The following is a 20,754-nucleotide window of genomic DNA, read 5'->3' as shown; positions in this document are numbered from 1 at the left end:
AAGTACCTCATGCCAGGCAAGCGGGTAACATTCTGGATGAGGCAGACGGTAGCAAAATTACGTGAGGCAACACGACATTTGCCAAGATCAAGGCACACTTGCGCAAGGCCGAGGCGCGAACGTTCGACGCGCTCTGGCGCGCCCTCGGCGACATCTGCGATTTGTTTGAGCCGCACGAGTGTTGGAACTTCCTCAAGGCTGCCGGCTATGCGTCCGTTTAACAGTCCGATGCTCTAGCCGGTGAGGCTCTTGGCACATGCGCGGCTGACGCTGGGCGTGCCAGACCCGGCGCTCATCCCGCACGTCGGCGCGTGCGCACTCCGCCGCCATCAGGTGTTTTTCTAGGTGAAGCCACGCCGGCACAGGAAGCGCGAGAGCATCGCGGGAGCAGCCACAATCCCGTGTTCGTCCAGCAGCCGAGCGGCCAGTTCGGGCATGGTGATGGCCGGCTCGGCTTCGCCGATCTGGATCAGGAAGGTCTCACAAGCCACCAGCTTGCTGCCTCCCGGCGGGCGCCCCTGACGGGCTGGCGTGAGTGAGCCGGACTGCCGCTTCCGCTGCATCAGCTTGATGGCGCAGCTGTCGCTGACCCCAAAGTGGCGGGCCGCCGCCCGGCAGGAATGGCCCGCCTCGACAAAGGCCTCAACCCGCACGCGCAGATCCAAGGAGAAGCTCTGGGTCATGATCCGCCTCCTGTTCTCAGAAGGGAATCACGTTTCAGCCCAGACCGAAACCTCTTGAATCTGCCTTTCAGTCCGATGCTCTAGCGGCCTACAAGAGCGAGAAGGCCATGCAGTGTCTGAAACAAAAGGGAGCCTGGTTTCTGTTCCTGCCCGCTTACTCGCCCGATCTGAACCCGATTAAGCAAGCCTTCGCCAAGATCAAATCATACCTGCGCAAAGCCGAAGCTCGAACCGTTGACGCGCTCTGGCGAGCGCTCGGCGACATCTGCAATTTGTTTGAGCCCCACGAATGCTGGAACTTCTTCAAGGCCCCCGGATATGCGTCCGTGTAATCGTCCAATGCTTTAAGATGGACAGATCATCATGACCAAACGTGCTCTGCATCAAAGAGCACAAAATCAAGTATGCTCAACGTACCGGGAGAGGAAATCTCGACGTGATGTGGATTATGCCATGAAGTTTTGATCGAGTACGGAAAAACACTTATTGTTACTTAAAATCGATGTCACCCCTCACTCTCGTTGAGCATCATTGCAGCGTCGGATCCGGAAGTTGACCGTGGTGCTCGAATGCGCGTCTGAAGTCCTGCAACCACTTCATCAAGGAGTATCTGACGGGTCAACCGGCAGTGCATCGTTTCGCTGACATCAAACCGCCCGGTTTCGAATAGCTTGTTCGCGGGCGCACCACCGCCGCACCAGCGGAAATAAGGACAAGCGCTCTTGCACTTCTCAACTCCTCGTTGTATTTCCTGGCTAGCGGTTGTAAAGAGTGGCTCATCCTCTAAGGCTTGAATATCGTGCGTCACGACATCGCCGAATGTGAAGTTGGCGAATCGCGGATGATAGGCCCCCAATAATTCCGGCGAGAACGTAGAAACAGAACCCTTATAGTCGATACTGACAATGCTGAAAGGAACGTTCTGCTGATCTCTCACGGGCGATTCTGATAAGATAAGTCCAACGACGTCTTCGAATTCACGAACTCTCACGAGGCCAGGCGAAGCCCAGACCAACTCAAAGAACTTTCGAACAAATTCTCTAAATTGGGCCTCCACTTGTTTTCCTTCGAGCGATGAAACCTGATTTGCTCCTTCGATCTCCTCAACATTAAAGCCGACATCTCTAATTCCATTTTGAACATAGAAATTGAAGAGGCGTTCGGGTTCATGTAGTGAGTGTTCGGTGAGCACTGTGATCACGTGAAACGGATGACTGTGCTCCTGCAGGAGGTGCACCGCGGCCATGACTTTCTCATGAGTGCCGCGCCCGTGACGCGCACGCCTATTTGCATCGTGCAGATCGGCGGGCCCGTCGATGCTGATCCCGACCTTCGCTCCTATCTCAAAGAAAAATCGAATCCATTTGGAGTTAATCAGCAATCCGTTAGTCTGGAAAAAGTGCTGCAACTCAACTTCCCCGTTCGACCGCTTGGCCATGAGATCGACGGCTTCTAAATACCAATCGATTGGAACGGTGAGGGGTTCTCCGCCATGCCAAGCAACGTCAAGGCTGGATCCAATAAGAGAACTCTCGAATATGCGCCGACACGCGAGATCCAGAGTCTGAAGGCTCATCCTTGCTTTAGACGTGCGGTTGGAGAGGTAGCAGTAGGAGCAATCAATATTGCAGAACGGCGTCGGCTGCAGGACAAGCAACTTTAATCGCCGTGCAAACACCTCATGGGTAGTGCCCGAAGACATTACAGCGGGCATATCCCTAGACCTGTGAGTTTTTAGTAGTTCCGCCACTGCGCCAGTTGCACACTTGGCGATGAATTCTGATCGAAAATAGGATCTAATTTGCGTATTTGCATGGCCAGAGCTTCGATATGCGGCGAAAGATCATGGCCGTTGGATTTATATTCTGTAGAGGGCGCAATTTGGCCTGGATCGACAGCTGCCGCGCAAGCTACTGCCGCCACAAGAGACATCATAACAGTTCCACGTCCGAGAGTTGGGGTAAGGTTAAATTTATCGGACATAGCCACACCTCGTAGCAAAGGTAAACTGCCCCTAACACTAAGATTTTACCAGATTTCTGAAGAATTTCAACTAACGCTTTATTGCACGAGTGAGCCGTTTGGCACCTGAGAACGACTTGGCTGAGGGGCTTGGGCTTAGGCGAGTTGAGGGCTGATGATTATGGCGTGTGTGGGCAACTGCCAGGCGGTCGGCCTTGATGCGATCGTCAAGGTGCCGCGGGCGTATTGGCTCGGCATCGCCCCCGACCTCCTCACGTCGATGATGTGCGGGTTATCGCCAATGATCTTAAAATGCGGTTTGTCGGACCCTTCTGCGCGCGACCCAAAACCGCTCATCGCCGGCTATGCCCATTTTACAGCACCTAGAACGCCACTAGAATAAGAGCGCCTAACAAAACCGGGGTGAGTACATTGGTTTGGCATGGCCAAACCCCTTGTTCCCAATGCTCTGTGAGCGGTGATTGAGCCGCTCCTTCTCCTGAACCGGCCAAGCCCAGAGGTGGTCGGCCGCGAGTCGATGACCGGGCGGCGCTGGCTGGCATCCTCTTTGTCCTGTGCTCGGGCATTCCCTGGGAGATAGTGCCCGCCGAGATCGGCTGCTCGGGCATGACGTGCTGGCGCCGGTTGCGCGATTGGCGGGCGGCCGGTGTGTGGACGCGCCTGCGTCGCATCCTGCTGGAGCGTCTGGCAGACGCCGACCAACTCGACTGGAGCCGGGCCTCGCTCAACGCTTCGTCCATTGAGGCCCAAAAGGGGGCGCTGCCACCGGCCCGAACCCGACGGATCGCGGCAAACCGGGCACGAAGCGCCATGTTGTGGTCGACTGGACGGGCACACCGCTCGGTTTCAGCCTGAGTGAGGCTAACCGGCACGACCGCCTGATGCTCGCACCCACTCTCGATGCTGTGCAGCCGGTGCGGCATGGCCGGGGACGTCCCAGGTGCAGGCCTCATAAACTGCACGCCGACAAGGCCTATGATCATCGGCGCTGCCGGACCGAATGCCGACGGCGCTCCATTGTGCCCAGGATTGCCCGCCGCGGTGTGAACGACAGTGAGCGCCTGGAACGGCATCGCTGGGTGGTAGAGCGCACACTGGCTTGGCTCAATCGCTTCCGCCGTCTCTCCATTCGCTATGAACGACGCGAGGACATCCATCTCGCCTTCACCACACTCGGATGCGCGCTTATCTGCTTCACCCAATGCGAACGGCTTTGTTAGACGCTCTAAGTGCAGGACTTCGGCTCCTGCTCCTGAACCCTTCTGTGCATGGCACCGGTGCATGCGCCAAAGTGATGATCCTGCCACTTATCTGGGGCTCGCCGGCGTCGAGGAACGACACAACTACCTATTGGCCTACTGGTACTTATTTGGCGCATTCGCCCGATGCTCGGGTTCAAGTCGATGGCGTTCGCTCGGACGATCTTGGGCGGCATCGCGATGGTTCATATGATGCGGAAAGGACAGGCGAAGTATGCCCACAATCCGCAGCCTTAACTTGCAGAGCAGTTCGATCTGCTTGCAGCCTGTGACGGAGCGTCGGCCGGTTTCGCGTCCCTGCTCCAGATTTGCGACCCAACCAGCCACACTAGAGTTAAAGGGTCTTCAGGTACTCCAGAAGCGCCTTCTTCTCTTCAGACGATAACTGCGTCCCAAACTCGTGTCCGCAGCGGCTGTTGCCCGAGTTGCGGTCACTGCAATCAGTCGTGGTCAAGGTGTAGTTGAACTGCGTCTGCTCTACTGCAAGGCCGACATTGACCGTGTCGTAATTGGATCCTATTTTAAATGCCTTCACGCGCTCAGATACTGGTTTAAGCAGTTCGGCGAGCGTCGGAACCGAGCCGTTGTGCAGATACGGCGCAGCAGCCCAGATTCCTTGCATGACCCGAGACTCGTAAGCGCCTCTCGGAGGTGCTGCTGCGGCAGCCGTTGGAGCTGGAATGCCCGGTGTCTGGGTGCCTTCCGTCTTAAGCTTTTCCAGCAGCGGGGTTGGGGCATTGAAGGCCCCCTGAAGATCTCTCAAAGATGGTGGCAGTCGCGTTGGGCCCGCTGGACGTGCCAGCCCTGTTGCAGGGGTTTCCTGCCCTCCTTGGGCTTGTGCAACCTGAGCTGCGCCAGTCAGCACATCGCCGCCGTTGCTCAGCACATGCTGCGTGATCGAGCCGATCACGGAGGTCCCGAGAATGTTGAAGGCAAGATCGGTTTCCTGCAATGGCTTGGTGATGAATGGAATAAAGGCACCCTGCAGCGCACCGGTCTTGGCGGTCCATGCTAGAACGTCGTATTCCCGGGTGTCGGTTCCGACATCCTGGACTGGTGTCGCCCAGGTCTGCACGCCCGGGAACCGAACGTTCCCGGGCCTGATCCCGTGGCAGTCGTTGCAACCGCCTTGTGCCGTTGGCCGATCAAAGATCACTTTCCCCTGAGCTGCGAGGTTGGTGTCCACCAACCACGGCCATTTCGGTGGGCCGAGCTGCTTGAGCAGATCCTCTATCCTACCCAGGCTGTCAAAATTCGCCGAGTTGTTATTGAGGAAGTTGACGAAGAACCCCTCTTTCCTCGGCTCGAATACGCCGAATACGCCGATCACCTGCCCTAGGTTGCGAGCGAGGGCGAGAACGTCGTTGCCATTATCGGCGAAGCCTGGCCACTGGATCTTGTCCTGCTTCGGCGCGTTCCAAAGGAATGGATAGCGCGTGGGAGCATCCGCACGCCTGATGTTCTCGGGGATAAGGAGACTCGGCGGCGGCCCAAGGTCGAGTCCCGTGAGGCGGTTGAAGATCATACCGACTGCGTCGAGCCGCGCAGGCCCCCAAGGAGCATCTTTCGGCAAGGCCCGCGTCATCAGCGTATGGTAACGCAGGTACCAGGCGTCCACTCGCTGACGTAGCGCTGCAATATCGTCAGGATCCGGCGTGGCGGAACCGAGTACCGCGACGGCGAACGGTTGGAATGCTACGTCGCTGGCGAGGATCTGCCCGACTGCGGAGTCGAGATCGGTCAGAAAGCTCTGGAAATCAACAATGGCTGGTCCACCATCGATCCGGTACGTCTTGCCTTCTGCTGTGATCTGCCGCGTATGGCAGGCCGAGCAGGTCATACCAGCAATTCGGGCTCCCCCTGGTCCGGACGCGGTGAAGCCGACAGGCAGGCCATTGCTGTTCGCTGGATTTGGCAGATAACCGTATCTTACGAGACTATCGGCTAAGAATGGCTGGCCGTTAGGTTGCTTTAACGCCTGCAGCCAAGCCAGTGGGATCATCCTGGCGCCTTGATCGCGGCTGTAAAAGTCAGCGCGTGTCGTTTGCGTCCAGTCTGGCCCTTGATCAACGAAAATTGTCGGAGTGTCCGCGGCCCAAGATTGCGCTGCCGATACTGTCGCCGTCAGGAGGCCGGACAACAATTGCTGACGCATTAGGTTCTCTCCACTTCCAGAGAAGTACGCGACGATTAAGCGGTATGTTGCGACAATCCTGCTCGCATACTATCGATGTACATCAGGGGCAGACCGCCCCCTTCGTCAGATGCAATTGAAGCAGCGGCAGGTCCGGTTCATAAGACGCTTCCTGCTCGGTGGCTTGTCAATAATCCTGTAAACTTGCGCGCAACTCGATACTTGTTCCGCGACAGGTCACGCTTGGTGCCAAGGCGTGATTTACTTCAGTATGCCACCAACCGACCAACAAAGAAACATACCACTATTGGAGATTATAGAAGTAGCTACGGGGCGACGAGAACAAGGTCGTCGTACTACACTTCGGCGGCAGCTTCTACGATGCACCTTGTGACCTAAGGGAGAGGCGCTTGCATCGCGGATCCGACAACCCTCAGGATGGCTCTTGGTGATGGTGCCGTAGATACCAGCCTGATATCGGCTCGGGCGATCTTGGAAGACATCAAGATAGTTCCCATGATACGGAAGGGACAGGCAAAATACGCCCGTGGCTCGCAGTTGTCCCTCGCTGAGCAGTTCAGTATCCTGACTGCGTGAGGCCTGTGGGTAGAAGGGTCCTCTCTCTGTCGTTATTCAAAATTCGCGACAGAGCCGGGCGGCTTCAGCCTCGGGCGTCGGCCATAGCCTCGATCTCCTGAAGAGAAGGATTCTCAGTATAGATCGTCCGGGCATCCTCCAGCAGGCTGAGGGCGTCGGCGTCGGTAGGCGCGCGCCGCTCGAAGGTCAGGACAGAGCCGGTTGCCTCCTGCCCTACCGTCCAGCGCGGGCCAAAGCGGTACACGGCGTAAAACATTACCTTGGCCTTGAGAAGCGGCACGCCGCTGCAACGCATGGCGTCATGGAACATGCGGTGGGTCAGCTCCCAAGAGCGGCTACGCAGATCACAGAAGCGGTCGTGGATTATGGAGGCGTTGCGATAGCGTCCCTCGAAGGGACCGCCGATCAGGCTCCAGAAGGCCCGAGGAATGGAAGCGCCGTCAACCACCACCCCAGCCTCTACCGGCCAGCGCTCACCGATCTCGGAGATGTAGGTTAGAGGTTTGAGGAGCTTCACGGTCCGACCCTCGTCCAGCAGCGCCACTTCCGGCGGCAGTCCCTCATAGGCCCCGAAGTCTGCGACAGCCTCAGTCAGGGCCGCTGCGGACGGAGTTCGGGCGTCCAGGGCGGCTAGGGCGCGCAAGACCTGGTCCAACTGCTCGGGCTCGTCACCGCTTGGCCGTACTTCCGCGATTTCCCGGCCGCGCCGGCCTAATCCGGCGGCGAAGTCGATGCGCTCTGCCCATGATGGCTGATCGACCAACGGGTTTCGATTGCCCTGTTTCTCAAAAATTGCGGCATTCCGGTGCCGCTCGTATTCGTCCACAGGGTGGCGTCGGTGCCAGTCCAGTAGGGTAGTGAGGTCGCTTTTGCTGTACTCCTTGGCGCTGTCGTCTATCTCACCGGGGTAACGGAGCAGGAAGTAAAGGGTCGCTCGCGCCACGGCTCCCTTTCCAGCGAAAGGTTCGAAGCCCTGCGCTTCCGACTTGCCGCACTCGTTGCGGATTGCCTCCTGGAACTCAGGAAAGTCAAAGTATGGCGTATTGCTTCGGAAACTATTGCAGCGCGACTCACAGGCGAAAAGGTGGTGCAGGTCTCCGCGCATCGGCTCCCGTTTGGCGAACCAAGATTGCGGCACGACGTGCTCACAGTTATACGGTAGGCTGGCCTCAAGTAGGTCCAGTGCGCTCTCCAGCACAGTGGCGCCCTCCCGCTTCAGCGTCTCGCGCAGCCGCTCCCGCTCCATGTCCAGGTGGAAGTCCGCCTCGATCAGCTCGCGGGGATCGAAACCCTTGTTTGAGTAGATACTCCGAATACTGGGCGGGGAGCCGGGCCGGAGGTCCACCCAGGGATAGACGTGGAGGGCTGGCTTGTAGCGCAACTCGGTCTTGTGAGTCCGCCGCAGGAGGGCGTGCATGGCCTTGAACAGCACCGCCGGTTCGGCGTTGCCGTCCAGGTCACGATAGTAAAGGTTCCGGGCGCGGTCGTCCGCTTGGGCATCGTAGTAGGGCCGATTTGGAGCGTCCTTCAGCTCAGCAAGTGCGCGGACCAGTTCGGGTGAGCCCGCGCCGGCCGCGGGAGGGGCCTCTGCCGGAGAGCCTCCCCTATCCGTAGCCGACTCCTCCGGCGCTCCCAGCTCTATCGTGATATGAAGGGGTATGGTGAAGCTGGTGCCAGCCGGCCGGGCGGCGGCTCCGGCCTGGGCTGGGGCGGCGATGCTCACGAGCTTGCTCCGTCCGTTGGATTGGGCAGCGGCGTGCGCCGCCATCTCGGCAGCTTCCAGTGGGCTGGGCGGCTCACGGTTCAGGAGGTCATCGCGCAACCGGGCAGCGTCACGGTCGAGTGAGCGGGCCTCAATGTGGCGGACCATACGGCTGACCCGCACGCCCTCGTTCGCAATCCAATCAATTTCGTCGCTGTCTCGACCATCCCAAGGGCGGCCGTCCTTGGCTATGTACTGTCCGTTCTCCATTCTTGGGACACCGGAGTGGTGCAGCGCCACCACCTCCCACTGGTCATTGTAGACGGGAGACCCCGACGACCCCTGCTCGGTGTCGGTGATGTAGTGAAGGTGGCTCTCCAGGATGTCGACGAGCTCGTTGGCGCGTGAGACGAACTGTTTATGCTGGCCCTTTGGATGCTGGATGATGTTTACGTGCTCGCCGATCAGGATCTTGCCTTCCTCAGCAATCAACCGTGACCAACCATAGTGGGCTAGGGGCGCGGGCGTATCCTGTCGCGAGCCCTCGGCGACCGCAACGAGCGTGAAATCGAGCTCCACGTCGGTCATGAAGAAGGTCTGCGGCTCCAGCGCGAATGGCACGAGCGGCAGTGGGCGGCCAGCGCGATCGTTCTGATAGTCGAACTCAACCTCGCTGAACTGCGCTGATCCAGGCGCGGGCAGGACATGATTGTTGGTCAGCAACAGACGCGGTGACACCATGAAGCCGGTGCCGAAACCGACACCGCGGCTGGGGGCGGAGCGAATGCTGACCCTACCTACGAAGCGCGACACTGCCAGAGCCAATTCCAGGAAAGCGATTCCCTGAAAGTCGCTACGACCGATGGTGCGCTCCAGTCCAATGGCGCGCAGCACCTGAGCTTCTGGAAGCGGTGGTCCGGCCTTGAGGACACGGGATGGCGCCGTTGCGGCAGCGGTAAGCCGCTTGAGCCGGGCTTCAATGCGTTGGGGCGTCTCCACGGCGGCCACGGACTTGCCCTCACGCCCCGCCCGCTGCGCCTCACGCGCGCGCCAGCGTTGTGCCGCCTCGGCAGCGACGCGAAGATCCCCATCAAAGATCATCGGTCTCTCCTTGACTTCAGACATCATCTCACAGTCGGAAAAGAGCTCGCCACCAAGCAACTTGAAGAGTTGAGTCGCGGCCGAAGCGACTTAAGGCTCACGCTGCGGTCCGCGATCCATTCAGACCCTATGGCATCACTCTTGCGAAACTCATCCACTTGGCGAGAGAGTCAATTTCACTGTTGTCAGGCATTCTGAGAGGGCTTTGGCTCGGTGCAAACCCTCGCGAGAGGGCGGAGTCTGGGTCAGCGAGCAGCACGCCAATGAAAGTCGATGCGACGAGCCAACTTCCGAGTTCACCCAGCCGGTTTCCGCCACCGGCCTCTGCCTCGGCCAAGAGGTAGAACCACAGTGGAGTGCGCTGGTGCATCTTCGACTGCGTGTTTCTCAGGAACTCCCGCAATGACGGCTTTGCGTTGATAATCGTCGAGACGTCAGTGATCGGACCCGTTTCAACGGCGCCGTGCTGCTGGAGATATTGATGGACGGCTTGCCCTGTTGCGAGCCGCAGATTGTAGCCTCGTCGGAGATTGCGACGGGCGAGGTGCTTGAACAGTGCCTTCAACTGCACGTCCGCCTCGTCATTGCCCTCTTTTATCATCTTTCCGAGAGAGGGCGCGAGATCCGTATCGATCTTGCGTGCAACCCGTGCAGGCTGCCCGTCAGATGAATCATGCGGCGCAACCCCGATGAATCGGGTCCAGTCAATCACCCAGTTTTTGGGCAGTTTTTTATCACCAGCTATGTTCCCGCCGCCGCCGGTGAACCCAAACAGAAGGTTGAGTGTGGCATTCGGCAAGATTCCGCTACCAGGACGGCCGAAATTCTTGTTGTAGTCATAGAATGCACGAACCATCGAGTGCCCGAACCGGTAAGCCGCCACAGAAAACTCGAGCGGCAGCGCGTTGCCGAGCCGGGTGTTTTGACGTCGTGCATCGAATTCCGCTCTAAACCTGAAAAAGTGCGATGCGCGATCCTGAACCACTCTGTCCACTACCGTAGGGTCACAAACGCCCTTTAGATACCCCTCTATAATGAGCCACTGATAATGCAGTCGCGTCAACATTTGAGCTGAGGCGAAATCCGGCAGCCATCCTGTCTTGTAGCTGGCGAGGAAATCAACAGCCTTGTTATGAAAACGGAGGAAGCTGAGATGAAACTGCGCGACCACGAGGTTCTCGTCGTTGCGAGTGTCGCCAATTAATGCCCTTTGGCCGAGTTCAGATGAAAATCTCTCAAACTCCTCTTGGCTCATTGATGCTTGGGCAAGTCTGAGGGCGGCATCGCGTACGGAGGCCTGGATCTGGACATAGCGCGGCAGATCGCGATGCTCATCGAGACTGTCAGGAAGTGGCCCAGGATCGACGGCAGTTCCAACCCGCATTTTATTCACATGCGTTGGATGCCGCATGCCTGAAATGACGGTAACCACGTCGGCGGTAACGCCTGGACCGATAGGTGAGCCGCCATAAACGCTGTCGAGATCGAATCGTGGGGTCCGCGCATTTCGGAACTGGCTTTCGACTGTTGAGGATGACACCGGAGGATGCGCATTGACCACACTTGTGATGATGCTCTCCCGGTCTGTTCGAGCAGTTAGCTCGTGGTCGAGGAACTGGCCCCAATAAGTTAGTACAGGAGGCATAGTGGAGTCTGCAGCCGATGTCTCATCGGTGGCATCTTCAGGCTCGACTGCGTCAATCATGAGGTTGCCGAGCTCATCGAGTTCACCGAGGGTTTCAGCAGTCTCTGGCAGATAATGCTCGGGGGCGTCTAGCGGCGGGACCAAATATCCGAAGTCCGCCTGCTCATCGACGGCAATATCGGTCCCAGCCGGCGGAGCCGCAACACGGATGCGCATGTTGCTTGAAACCCGCGGAGTGGCTCCAACTCTACCTTCTTGGGGCTCGAATTTTTCTCTTCCACTGTGCGTCTGAAACAAGACAGTCATGGTGAGCTTCTCCAAAATGGACGATTTAGAGCGATTTGTACTACTGCTTCCCGAAAAAACCTTACCTTCGTGCGTGTGAGTTTATGTTAGGACCACCTGAAACAAGTCTTTTGCGCGATGTGACATTCCTTCGACACGGGGAGAGTTTCACAAACACGTCTTCCTGTTCAGGGTCCAGGAGGCTACCGCGTCAAAAATGCCCAAAATCCGGAACCGCACAATGCAGAGCCTGCTCGCGTTTCCTGGCTGCTATGTGATCACTGGTACGCTGTTCCTAGCCAAGAAGAGCGGCTAAAGGAGATGAGTTGATTGACGTGTCTTTGGACCGACGCTGACGATCGGCTTGGGCACACCACCTGAGTTTCATGAACTACTGTGCACAAAGCAACACGATACGGCTAACTGATAACAAACCTATCACGCTAAAGCTTGTCCTGCAATCCTCTTTAAGGATATGCAAAGTACTGAACACATCTGGGCTTCCAAATACTCGTCTACCAGTCAGACGTTTAAGTGCGGTGGAGTACAACTATGCACGGTAGTTCTACTCGTGTGAACTGCTACTCCTGCCTTTCGCCAAGAACCAGTGGAAGCTATCTTCGCGGCTCACTCTATGGGCAGTTGCTGGGAACTATCATTCCCAGCAACTGTGCAACCCGATTTTGGGTAGGCAACTACGGCGCAGTGACAATCCCCATACCTCGGTCGGTAGGATCTACATTAGCAGCGAAGACGTTACTCCGTGCCGTTGCAAGCAGCTTGGACGAGATACCGAGTGCATTGGCCGGGGTATCAGACTGTCTCATGAAGTCCCACCACAAGGCGGCGACACCCGCGACGTGAGGGGTTGCCATGCTCGTGCCGTTCATGGAGATCAGACCGCCTCCTTTGCGTGCCGATATGATGTCGACGCCAGGGGCGCTGATCTGCGGAAACGTATTTGAGAAGGAAGCCACGTCCAGTGCGTTGCCCGCCCTTCCCAATGCTCCAACCGAAATGATGCCTTCAGCAGCTGCAGGGATCGATACGGCGACTTCGTACGGCTTCTGGGCCGTGCGCTCGCTTTCGTTCCCCGACGCCGCTACGACCACTGTACCCTGACCGAACGCCGCCCTCGCCCGGATCATCTGCATCAGAGCATCGAACATGCGAAGATTGGCACGATACCCTTCAAGGGCAATCGATGTAGCAGCCGGTACTGGTAGGCCGTTTGAAACCATCTGATCAACGAATCCTGGAAAGTCGAAGCCAAGCGACATCGATACGACATCAGCCTGATTTTCTATAGCCCATGTGATGCCTTGAAACAGCATGTCGGAGTCCCCGCCGCCGTTCGTTCCGAGAACCTTACCGATAAGCGCCTTCTTAACTCCTCGAGCAACACCAATGCGGGTCCCGTTTACGTCGCGCCCGAAAACGGTGCCTGCGCAGTGGGTCCCATGTCCGTGACCGTCGCCGTCACCCTCGCCGGTGAAATCCTTCTGGACGAGAGTGATACCCTGGAAAGCCGAATGGTTGGGATCAATACCTGTATCGAGCACGGACACCACCACACCGTCGCCATTGAACGCAGAAACGTCTGCGCGGACGGCGCTGATTCCCCATGCATCACCTGCAGTAGCATTGACATCGTCAGCACTGGTGGGTTCGATCAGTTTGATGGGCATGACTGGAGCGATCCCTTTAACCTCGGGATCGCGGGCTGTGTCCAAGACTTCTATCTTGTTCAAGGTCCGGACTTCAACTTGGGGGATTGCCTGTGCGGCGATGAGCGCCTCAAGACCGGTTGGGCTAGGCCCGACAGCGAATGGCTCCCTAGTCCTGGATTGGTTGAGACCACGCAAAACAGTATATTGCTTAGCCATGGGTGTCTCCTCCGATGAGCGCCTAGTCGCAGCGCAGAAACACTATGAAAGAAATAGACGACTGCCCTCTGTGCCAAACGGCACACCTACAGGGCTGAGGCATTACTCAATTTTAGTGGCCCCAATGGTGTACTGAGCCGCAGCCGAACTGTTTCTTGGATATTACGAGCCTAGCAACGTGAGTACTTTGAGCATCTCTAACTAGAAAGTCGCAGTGATGTCTACCTTCCTCTCGGGCTAACGCCAATCACAATCCTCCATAAAAGCTAACTTATCAGTGATGGCCGGACCGACGTCGATCTTCAGGCGTGATTGTTCAATTTCCAATTGGTTTGAATGGTATTCGGCGCAATTCATGCCGATTTAAACCTCATCTCTTCTCGTCGCCGCCACAACGACATCAATGGATAATCTATTGGACTTCGCCCATCCCGTAGCCATATTCGGCTGTGAGGAACATATTGTAAACGGGTGTACTCATCATCTAGGAACATTTCTTCGCTGGTTGGTCTCTCCACAACGATAAGCCAGCTATAGAGCATCAACTGCGAGCGCTGAGAAGCAGTGCGGAACCGTGTCCGGTCGTCCCCGCTCCAGCCCTGATCCAAGAAAGCCGGCTTGGAGGATGGCTTTGCCGGATCCGCCTGAGCGTAAGCCCCAACGGGGCAGGTCAGTGCCGCCAGTATAGATGCGACTCTCAACAAAACAATATTGCGCATACTCCCTCCCGAAAGGTATGGGCCAGGAGAAACGTTTATCTAAGTGCCAAGGATAATCCTGATACACTGAGCTTGAGAATGCTTGATTGCTGCTGTATTGTCACCGATGAGCCAACGTCTTACAACTGAGTAGCCCCTAATAGTAAGGGAGCATTACTGACCTTCTGCATCGACTGCATAAACGAGCCAGTTTGATGGTAGAGTTATGGTAGAAGGCCAAGCAACGTCTTCAGTGGTCAGCTCTGCAGCAGGACCACGTCGCCTCGCAGCGATTCTCGTCGCTGATGTTGTCGGCTCGACGGCCATGATGGAGCGGGATGAGGTGGGCACACTCGCTGCCATGCAGAGAATCATGACGGAAGTTGCAGAACCCACTGTGAGGAAACACCACGGGCGGTTTATCAAGACCACGGGTGATGGCGCGATCATTGAATTCGTGAGCCCTGTTGAGGCTGTCATCTGCGCTTTCGAAGCTCAACGCCAATTGGAGGAGCGCGCCAACTCAGAGGCCGATGACAGACGAATCCTGCTTCGAATTGGGATCAATCTGGGAGACATCATTTGCGGACCTGATGGGGATCTGTATGGCGACGGCGTCAACGTGGCGGTCCGTCTGCAGGAGATCGCCGCACCGGGAAGCATATGTATATCGTCCAAAGTTTTTGATGAGTTACACGGCAGACTAAGCCTCCGGTTTGAGGATCGCGGTGAGCATACCTTGAAGAACATCGCTCGCCCCATACAAGTCTACATTTCAAGAGGGGCACATCCCCCCGCGCATACTGCGCCTCATGGAAGCCGCCCTTTTCCACTCCTGAAATTACCCAACAAACCCTCAATCGCCGTTCTGCCATTCCGAAACCTGAGCGATGATCGTGAAGCCGATTATCTAGCGGACGGCATTGTCGAGGACATCCTGACAGCGCTTGGCCGAATGAAATGGCTTTTCGTGAGTGCTCGTGACTCCACTTTTATCTACAAGGGAACTCCGGTCAGTCCAAGGCGCATAGGCGCCGATCTCGGCGTGCGCTATCTTCTTGATGGCAGCGTGAGGCGCTCGGGCAACCGTCTGCGCATCACGGGGCGCCTACTTGAAGCGGAAACCGAGACTCAAATCTGGGCTGGCCGGTATGACGGCGATGTGCAGGAGGTTTTCGAACTCCAAGACACCATCACAGACAATGTTGCCGCTGCAATTGAGCCCCATCTTCGTCGCGCCGAAATAGAAAGGGTCAAACGCACGCATCCTGAGAAACTTAGCTCCTATGATCAGTTCCTCCGGGCACTCGGAAAGTTTTATGAGGGCACTCGGGACAGCGTCGAGGAATCGCTGCACCTACTCGAGCCAATCACGATCAACGATCGCGGCTATGCGCAACCGAACGCTTTGAAGGCTTGGTGCTACGTCTACTACATTGCACAGGGCTGGAGCCAAGATATCACCAAGCACAGTCAGGAAGGGGTTGCAGCCGCCCGGCTCGCAGTTGAGCGGGAGCGGGACGATCCGACTGTTCTTTGGATGTCGGCGCAGGCGATCGGATACCTTGCCCATAATCTGGATATGGCCCTATTCCTTCTTGACCGCGCACTCATCCTGAACCCAAGCTGCGCCCCCGCCTATACCATGAGTGGATGGGTCCGCTGCTGGGCAGGCCTTCAGCAAGAGGCGATACCTCATTTCCACGCTGCGATGCGGTTGAGCCCCTTCGACCGGACTATGGTCGCGATGCTCTCCGGCTTGGCCGTTGCGCTGTGTATGGACGGACAATACGACGAGAGCATCAGGTGGGCTCAGCGAGCCATCAGCGAACAGGATACCTGGACTGCAAGCTACCGGCCTTTGATTGCAAGCCTTGCTCATCTTGATCGCATTGATGAAGCTACTCGAGCAGTAGAGCAGTTGTTAGCTTATGAACCGGACTACCATGTAGGAAAAGTCCGGAAATTATACCGGTCGTCACCAGGAGCCATCCGGTACTTGGAAGGTCTGATAAAGGCTGGTCTTCCGGATTGAAGCCGTTTTGTGCAAATTGGCTCAAGCTCGATGGTAAAGCTCATCAAGATCTGTCACAAAATGGAGCGCTATTTAACGGTCAGACATTTTGCATTGGCATCTTTAGTGGAGAGTGCGTAGTAGAATTTATTCTTATCAGCACAAAGCGACCGTGTGATGAGACCTGTGCGCGGGTGGTCAAATCGCGGTCGTGATGACCGTGAGGGAAGTCCCCCACGTCGCTTTCCGAGACTGGCAGTGTTGACAACCAATGCTCCCGTTGGGGATGTCTGAAGGCACACTTCGCCCCTGATCAGGCAGCCTCCGGTATCAGGATCACCGCCGTGCGTTTCAGGTTGTAGGCGATAGCGGTCAATCTGACCTGCAGGGCCGCTTTCGCTAATCCTGTCCAGCGCATACGTCGTAGGCCGTAGCTGCGCTTCCAGGTGCCAAAGATCTTCTCGATCCGGCAGCGCACATGCTGGACTTGATGGTTCCACGCCCGCAGCTTGCGTAAGGCATTGCCACCAGGTCGGCCCCACACGCCTGTCTGGACCACGCGTGGGCATCCGCCTTTGCTCTGCACGGCAGAGGCAAAGGCTGTTCCGCGGTAGGCGCTGTCGGCATAAACATCGCCAGGATCATCCGGCAGGACCACGCCGCCAGCGCGCCCGTCGTTGACATTGCCAGGGGTGACGGTCAATTCCTCCACGAGGGCCGTGTCGGCGTCGGCTGACACATGCGCTTTGAAGCCGTGGATGGCCCTACGTCGTTTGTGCCCGGCCCAGGCGGCCTCCTCATCCCGAGCACTTGCCGAGGAAATGACCGTGGCATCCACTAGCGTGCCTGTCTTGATGGTGATGGCTTGGGCTTTGAGTTGGCGCGTCACCTCATCGAACAGCACCTTGTCGAGCGAGCGCCCCACCAGCTCCCGCCGGAACCGCACGAAGGCGGTGCGCTCTGGCGTAGGCTCGTGGGCGGCGAACCCGCAGAAGCGCCGGAATGAGGCGCGGTCTTCCAGCGCTTCGGCCAACTTCACATCCGATAAGTCATACCAGACGGCCAGCAGTAGGGCGCGAAACAGGGCCAGCGGTGGCCAGGCTGGTTCGCCCTTGGCAGCGGCGTAGATGTCGGCCAGGTGTCGATCCAGCAAGGACCAGTCGATCAGCTCTGACAGCCGGTCCAGTGCGCCGCGATGGGATATAGGATCGGCGACAAACGTGAAGACTTCCTGTCCAATCTGACGGCGTGCCATGGGACCGCTCCAGTCATGTCCAGCGGCCCTATTGAATCACCCAAACAGCCACGGGTCGAGGCCACCCGCGCACAGGTCTCATGAATAGTGCTACTACAAGCTGAAATCGAGAACACCATGCTGTTCAGATGAGGATTGTTCTTTCGACATCGTCACATTACCGGCGTTCGCCATCACCAAGGCGAAATAAGTCTCGATTTCACACGGCAAGTGCCGCACAGGTGATGTCCAATCAGCCTCGAAGGCTGCCTTTCGAGCATTGCGATAGGTGGTGGCAGTCAATTGATGACGCCGTAGGTGAAACAAATTGCTGATCGAGTTGTGAATTGAGAGAACACGTTGCGCCTGCCCGGCCGACTTGAAGCGCTTCATTTGGCGCTCGCGTCGGCGGGTGAGTTCGTGTGAGTTTTCCGCCCGTTTGTTTGAACCTTTGTGCTGCCGATGCTCGGTGCCGAGATCCATGTCCCTGCGAGCCGCACCGTAGAACCCAATTTTGTTTGTGACCATCACCCGCAGAGCCATGGCGATCTTCTTCAACAGCTTGCGCTGCAGGCGCTTGGCGGCGTTGCAGTCTCGATGGCTCTAGAGAAGAATATCCAGGACAAAGCCGCCCTGATCCACAGCCCCCCAGAGCCAACGCTTCTTCCTCGCAATGGTGATCACCACCCCTTCGAGATGCCACCAATCGCCCGACCTAGGAGGGCGCTGGCGAATGCGATTGGCAAACTCCCGTCCAAACTTCTCAGTCCGGCGCCGAACCGTTTCGTGGCGGACCTCAGTTCCACGCGCGGCCAGCATCTCCTCTACCATGCGCACGCTCATGTGAAAGCGAAAATAGGGCCAGACCTTAAGACTGATCACCTCGGCGGGAATGCGGGCGCAGACGTACAATGCAGGACAAGAGTGAGTCTCCCCGATGGGCCTGTAATTCGCAGAACACCCTCAATGGAACTGTTAGGTGGAGAGGAGAGCCGCTCTGGGAGGCCCTCCTCCAGCTTGTTACATCCGGGCTGTGCCCTTCTCCATGAGCCTTGCACCCATGCCTTGGATATCGCCGCGGAGCCTCTCGTCAGGAACAGTTTCGGCCAAATGCGTGAAGGCAACGCCCATGGTGACGATATCAACCGGATCGAACAAAGTCTCTCCGCGCTTCGGCGGTGGGAACGGCCACTTCCGATAAGGCGGGCAAAGTTCGATGTCGTCGACAAACCGCGCCATGTAATCCCGGGCGGGTGAGCCGGACTGGCCCGCTATGTCAGCGATGTCCTGCAGGCGCGACACATGGTTGATTACCTCTTCGGCAAGCATGATCGAGAACAGTGCTTTGGGTGGAAGAGGCTGCGGATTGAGACTGACCATATCCGATATGTCTGAGACAGAACCCATGACCTTCCATGGATCAGGGTGTGGCCCTAGACGGTCCCTGATCCGCGTCAGGGTCTGGCGAATTACTGGGTCCCAAGGACCAGGGGGCTGAGGGTTATCCGGGTCTGGCCGCCCCCCTGTGATGAACTCGGTGACTAGTGAGTGTAAGGCTCCAAACCTACTCTGGGCCTCAGGTGCCACTTGGGTTGCCTGGGATTGGGTGCGAGTGTCGGTGTCCATGCGCGTGTCTCCGCGACGGTGCTAAGCCCCCAAGTTACTGTAGATCATGGCGGGGATGATGCCTGTGCGGAGAAACACTCAGCGTAATTTCCGATAAAGCCTTTGTAGACGGCGCCTACGTGGCAAGGAGTTTTTGGCGTTTTGACGATCTGGTCGTGGGGAGCCATGTGTTTGGCCGGCACCGTCATATCTGGACGCTCCCTGCCGGCAAGGGTTTTGTTGAACGTGGCTGCAAGTGGTCGGGGCAGTCATATCTACGGCCTGTAAGTGCGGCTTATGTGGCCGCGGGCCCTGATGTAAGTCCGCGGATCAGGTCCCCAACAACTTAGCGACCTCGCAGCTCTGACGATACCTCGGGTTGTCCTGATCCCGGCTCGACCGGTTTGCATCACGCTCTCATCACCGCTCATCTTGTTGTGACCTGTCTTGCATACTCATTACGCGCCGACTGGTATCTTAAGCACCTGACCGGGGAAGATCCGATCAGGGTCACTGATGACCAGTGGATTTGCCCTGACGATATCCTGGAAACGGCCGGGATCGCCGTAGTGATCGCGGGAGATCTTCGCAAGTGTGTCGCCACGCTGGACCGTATGAAGACGGAAGCCCACGTACCCGGGTACGATATTAGGTCCGAAGATAACAGGGACAATCACCTTGTTGATTTCTGAGCCGTCTGCTGCGCTCTGCTCGAACACCTCGACGAACAGACGGTCCAACTGGAAGACGGCTCCAGATACGTCAATCGACAGGTGGAACTGTCCGTGCTCACCGGTCCCGCCACCAACCATGAAGTGGCCTGTGCGCTCATTATGACCGTCATGGACGCGATATTGAAGAATGGCCTCAAACCCTGAGCCAATTCCTCCGATCAGGATCGGGTTGCCTACCAAATCGAACGGCTTGGGTTGTTGGATCTCGTTCGCCATACCTGCTCTCCTCGACCAAACCTGCGCTGCTTCGCCCGATCCGAAATGATGTGCGATCGGAGTGCAGCCACCCCCGATGATCCATCTCAGTCAGCTCGCCGACCCTTCGTTCTCCAGTGCAGCAACAACCGCCCAAGTTTTCGCGCCCACGACGCCGTCCACAGCAAGGCCAAACCGTTGCTGAAGCTGTCTCACTGCCGCTTCTGTTTTCGGGCTGAAGCGTCCATCGACCCCGCCTGTGTCGAAACCAACCGCACTCATCCGACTCTGAAGGCGGCGGACTGGCAGGCCGGTTGAGCCAAGGCGGAGACCTGGCTCGCTCTGGTCGGCTTCATCGATATTGATCCACGTGACCCGGCCGACGACCCCATCCGCAGCGATGCCCTTTGACTGCTGAAAGGATCGGACTGCGCGCTCAGTGCTGGGCCCGAAGACACTGTCGATCGGCCCTGGATCATGTCCGAGGATCTTGAGGGCCTCCTGCAAGTCCTGCACAGCGGGATCCGTCGACCCCTTCTTCAGAACTGGTTCCGCCATAGCGTGCTGCCTCCTGAAATTGGCCTACGTCTAGTCTGCTGCTCACAGGATCAGAGTACACCCGATCACAATTCGACATGTGCTCGGCCGCACTTTGCTGGCGCGGTCTCGTGTTGCAGGCCCAAGTGTTCTACTTCGTGCTGCAATCAGCTGCGCTCTTGCGCGTCAGCTTCAGCCGGTGTGAGCGCCTGCAGCGCGAACAGCGCACCGTCGGTATCACGACAGGGGAATGTCTGCCCCGGATCGATGCTGTTGAAAAACTCGGCAACTGCCGTTCTGTGCGTGGTCAGCATACAGGATGCTGGGCCTAATCTGGCACGCTGACCCTAGTAATAGATGGACGAAGCAGCCCTCAGGAGTTTTTCGGTGTTGTCATGTCTGGATGGCGCCCGTTTGGCAATGTGATTGTTGTTGACGTTTCGGCCTAGCGGGGCGGGTGCA

15 protein-coding genes and 3 pseudogenes are annotated in these 20,754 nt (G+C 57.5%); 4 read left to right on the top strand and 14 right to left on the bottom strand.

Going from position 1 to position 20,754, the window contains the following annotated elements; genetic code table 11:
- Positions 1-341: 341 nt before the first annotated feature.
- Positions 342-683 carry a helix-turn-helix domain-containing protein gene (locus IC232_RS29360; RefSeq protein WP_190848484.1) on the bottom strand — a complete coding sequence of 114 codons (342 nt, stop codon included), beginning with the start codon at positions 681-683 and terminating at the stop codon, positions 342-344.
- A 26-nt stretch (positions 684-709) separates the two neighbouring features.
- Here IC232_RS29360 and IC232_RS29355 point away from each other — a divergent pair, with 26 nt between their 5' ends.
- Entirely contained in the window at positions 710-1,015 is a 306-nt protein-coding gene (locus IC232_RS29355; RefSeq protein ID WP_312895249.1) for a transposase, read from the top strand.
- 173 nt (positions 1,016-1,188) lie between these two features.
- On the opposite strand, the gene grrM is transcribed toward IC232_RS29355, so the two are convergent.
- Positions 1,189-2,385: a cyclophane-forming radical SAM/SPASM peptide maturase GrrM/OscB gene (gene grrM, locus IC232_RS29350; protein ID WP_190848483.1), complete on the bottom strand. Its 1,197-nt coding sequence runs from the start codon at positions 2,383-2,385 to the stop codon at positions 1,189-1,191.
- Positions 2,386-2,417: 32 nt separating this feature from the next.
- Positions 2,418-2,666 (bottom strand): hypothetical protein, encoded by a 249-nt coding sequence (locus IC232_RS29345; protein WP_190848482.1) that lies wholly within the window; start codon positions 2,664-2,666, stop codon positions 2,418-2,420.
- A gap of 457 nt (positions 2,667-3,123) precedes the next feature.
- Here IC232_RS29345 and IC232_RS29340 point away from each other — a divergent pair.
- Positions 3,124-3,886 (top strand): annotated as a pseudogene (locus IC232_RS29340) (IS5 family transposase).
- A gap of 153 nt (positions 3,887-4,039) precedes the next feature.
- Positions 4,040-4,162, top strand: a pseudogene (locus IC232_RS29335) (IS6 family transposase); the annotation flags it as partial.
- Between the two features lie 97 nt (positions 4,163-4,259).
- On the opposite strand, the gene IC232_RS29330 reads toward IC232_RS29335, so the two are convergent.
- From IC232_RS29330 to IC232_RS29315, 4 genes are all read right to left on the bottom strand, one after another.
- A complete protein-coding gene (locus IC232_RS29330) occupies positions 4,260-6,080 on the bottom strand; it encodes a di-heme-cytochrome C peroxidase (protein ID WP_190848481.1) in 1,821 nt (606 codons plus the stop codon).
- A 640-nt stretch (positions 6,081-6,720) separates the two neighbouring features.
- On the bottom strand, positions 6,721-9,459 hold the full coding sequence (locus IC232_RS29325) for an endonuclease (RefSeq protein WP_190848480.1): 2,739 nt from the start codon (positions 9,457-9,459) through the stop codon (positions 6,721-6,723).
- Between the two features lie 127 nt (positions 9,460-9,586).
- Positions 9,587-11,320 carry a peroxidase family protein gene (locus IC232_RS29320; RefSeq protein WP_246812482.1) on the bottom strand — a complete coding sequence of 578 codons (1,734 nt, stop codon included), beginning with the start codon at positions 11,318-11,320 and terminating at the stop codon, positions 9,587-9,589.
- A gap of 764 nt (positions 11,321-12,084) precedes the next feature.
- Positions 12,085-13,275, bottom strand: coding sequence for a S8 family peptidase (locus IC232_RS29315; RefSeq protein WP_190848478.1), 1,191 nt, complete (start codon positions 13,273-13,275; stop codon positions 12,085-12,087).
- 924 nt (positions 13,276-14,199) lie between these two features.
- On the opposite strand from IC232_RS29315, the gene IC232_RS29310 reads away from it, so the two are divergent.
- Complete coding sequence (locus tag IC232_RS29310) at positions 14,200-16,008, top strand: adenylate/guanylate cyclase domain-containing protein (protein ID WP_190848477.1); 1,809 nt, start codon at positions 14,200-14,202, stop codon at positions 16,006-16,008.
- A 292-nt stretch (positions 16,009-16,300) separates the two neighbouring features.
- Here the strand turns inward: IC232_RS29310 and IC232_RS29305 are convergent, their stop codons facing one another.
- The 7 genes and pseudogenes from IC232_RS29305 to IC232_RS29280 all read right to left on the bottom strand — a co-directional run bounded on the left by IC232_RS29305 (position 16,301) and on the right by IC232_RS29280 (position 20,606).
- Positions 16,301-17,242, bottom strand: a complete 942-nt coding sequence (locus tag IC232_RS29305; RefSeq protein ID WP_190848476.1) for an IS5 family transposase — start codon at positions 17,240-17,242, stop codon at positions 16,301-16,303.
- Positions 17,243-17,335: 93 nt separating this feature from the next.
- Positions 17,336-17,809, bottom strand: a pseudogene (locus tag IC232_RS33505) (DDE-type integrase/transposase/recombinase); the annotation flags it as partial.
- Between the two features lie 15 nt (positions 17,810-17,824).
- Entirely contained in the window at positions 17,825-18,052 is a 228-nt protein-coding gene (locus IC232_RS33500) for a hypothetical protein (RefSeq protein ID WP_376771022.1), read from the bottom strand.
- A 189-nt stretch (positions 18,053-18,241) separates the two neighbouring features.
- Positions 18,242-18,628 (bottom strand): hypothetical protein, encoded by a 387-nt coding sequence (locus IC232_RS29295; protein WP_190848475.1) that lies wholly within the window; start codon positions 18,626-18,628, stop codon positions 18,242-18,244.
- 656 nt (positions 18,629-19,284) lie between these two features.
- Positions 19,285-19,776 (bottom strand): Gmad2 immunoglobulin-like domain-containing protein, encoded by a 492-nt coding sequence (locus IC232_RS29290; RefSeq protein WP_190848474.1) that lies wholly within the window; start codon positions 19,774-19,776, stop codon positions 19,285-19,287.
- Between the two features lie 90 nt (positions 19,777-19,866).
- Entirely contained in the window at positions 19,867-20,313 is a 447-nt protein-coding gene (locus IC232_RS29285; protein WP_190848473.1) for a peptidoglycan-binding domain-containing protein, read from the bottom strand.
- 146 nt (positions 20,314-20,459) lie between these two features.
- The gene (locus IC232_RS29280) at positions 20,460-20,606 is read right to left on the bottom strand and encodes a hypothetical protein (protein ID WP_190848472.1); all 147 of its coding nucleotides are present in this window, start codon (positions 20,604-20,606) and stop codon (positions 20,460-20,462) included.
- Positions 20,607-20,754 lie beyond the last annotated feature (148 nt).

It is taken from the genome of Microvirga sp., from assembly GCF_014699075.1.
GTDB lineage: Bacteria > Pseudomonadota > Alphaproteobacteria > Rhizobiales > Beijerinckiaceae > Microvirga.
Note: the sequence above shows the minus strand (reverse complement) of the source record. Positions and strands in the feature narration are given on the sequence as shown.

Coding starts and splice junctions, on each gene's coding strand:
- IC232_RS29360 (WP_190848484.1), bottom strand. CDS start 683: ATGACCCAGAGCTTCTCCTTGGATCTGCGCGTGCGGGTTGAGGCCTTT.
- grrM (WP_190848483.1), bottom strand. CDS start 2,385: ATGTCTTCGGGCACTACCCATGAGGTGTTTGCACGGCGATTAAAGTTG.
- IC232_RS29345 (WP_190848482.1), bottom strand. CDS start 2,666: ATGTCCGATAAATTTAACCTTACCCCAACTCTCGGACGTGGAACTGTT.
- IC232_RS29330 (WP_190848481.1), bottom strand. CDS start 6,080: ATGCGTCAGCAATTGTTGTCCGGCCTCCTGACGGCGACAGTATCGGCA.
- IC232_RS29325 (WP_190848480.1), bottom strand. CDS start 9,459: ATGATCTTTGATGGGGATCTTCGCGTCGCTGCCGAGGCGGCACAACGC.
- IC232_RS29320 (WP_246812482.1), bottom strand. CDS start 11,320: ATGCGCATCCGTGTTGCGGCTCCGCCGGCTGGGACCGATATTGCCGTC.
- IC232_RS29315 (WP_190848478.1), bottom strand. CDS start 13,275: ATGGCTAAGCAATATACTGTTTTGCGTGGTCTCAACCAATCCAGGACT.
- IC232_RS29310 (WP_190848477.1), top strand. CDS start 14,200: ATGGTAGAAGGCCAAGCAACGTCTTCAGTGGTCAGCTCTGCAGCAGGA.
- IC232_RS29305 (WP_190848476.1), bottom strand. CDS start 17,242: ATGGCACGCCGTCAGATTGGACAGGAAGTCTTCACGTTTGTCGCCGAT.
- IC232_RS33500 (WP_376771022.1), bottom strand. CDS start 18,052: ATGGTAGAGGAGATGCTGGCCGCGCGTGGAACTGAGGTCCGCCACGAA.
- IC232_RS29295 (WP_190848475.1), bottom strand. CDS start 18,628: ATGGGTTCTGTCTCAGACATATCGGATATGGTCAGTCTCAATCCGCAG.
- IC232_RS29290 (WP_190848474.1), bottom strand. CDS start 19,776: ATGGCGAACGAGATCCAACAACCCAAGCCGTTCGATTTGGTAGGCAAC.
- IC232_RS29285 (WP_190848473.1), bottom strand. CDS start 20,313: ATGGCGGAACCAGTTCTGAAGAAGGGGTCGACGGATCCCGCTGTGCAG.
- IC232_RS29280 (WP_190848472.1), bottom strand. CDS start 20,606: ATGCTGACCACGCACAGAACGGCAGTTGCCGAGTTTTTCAACAGCATC.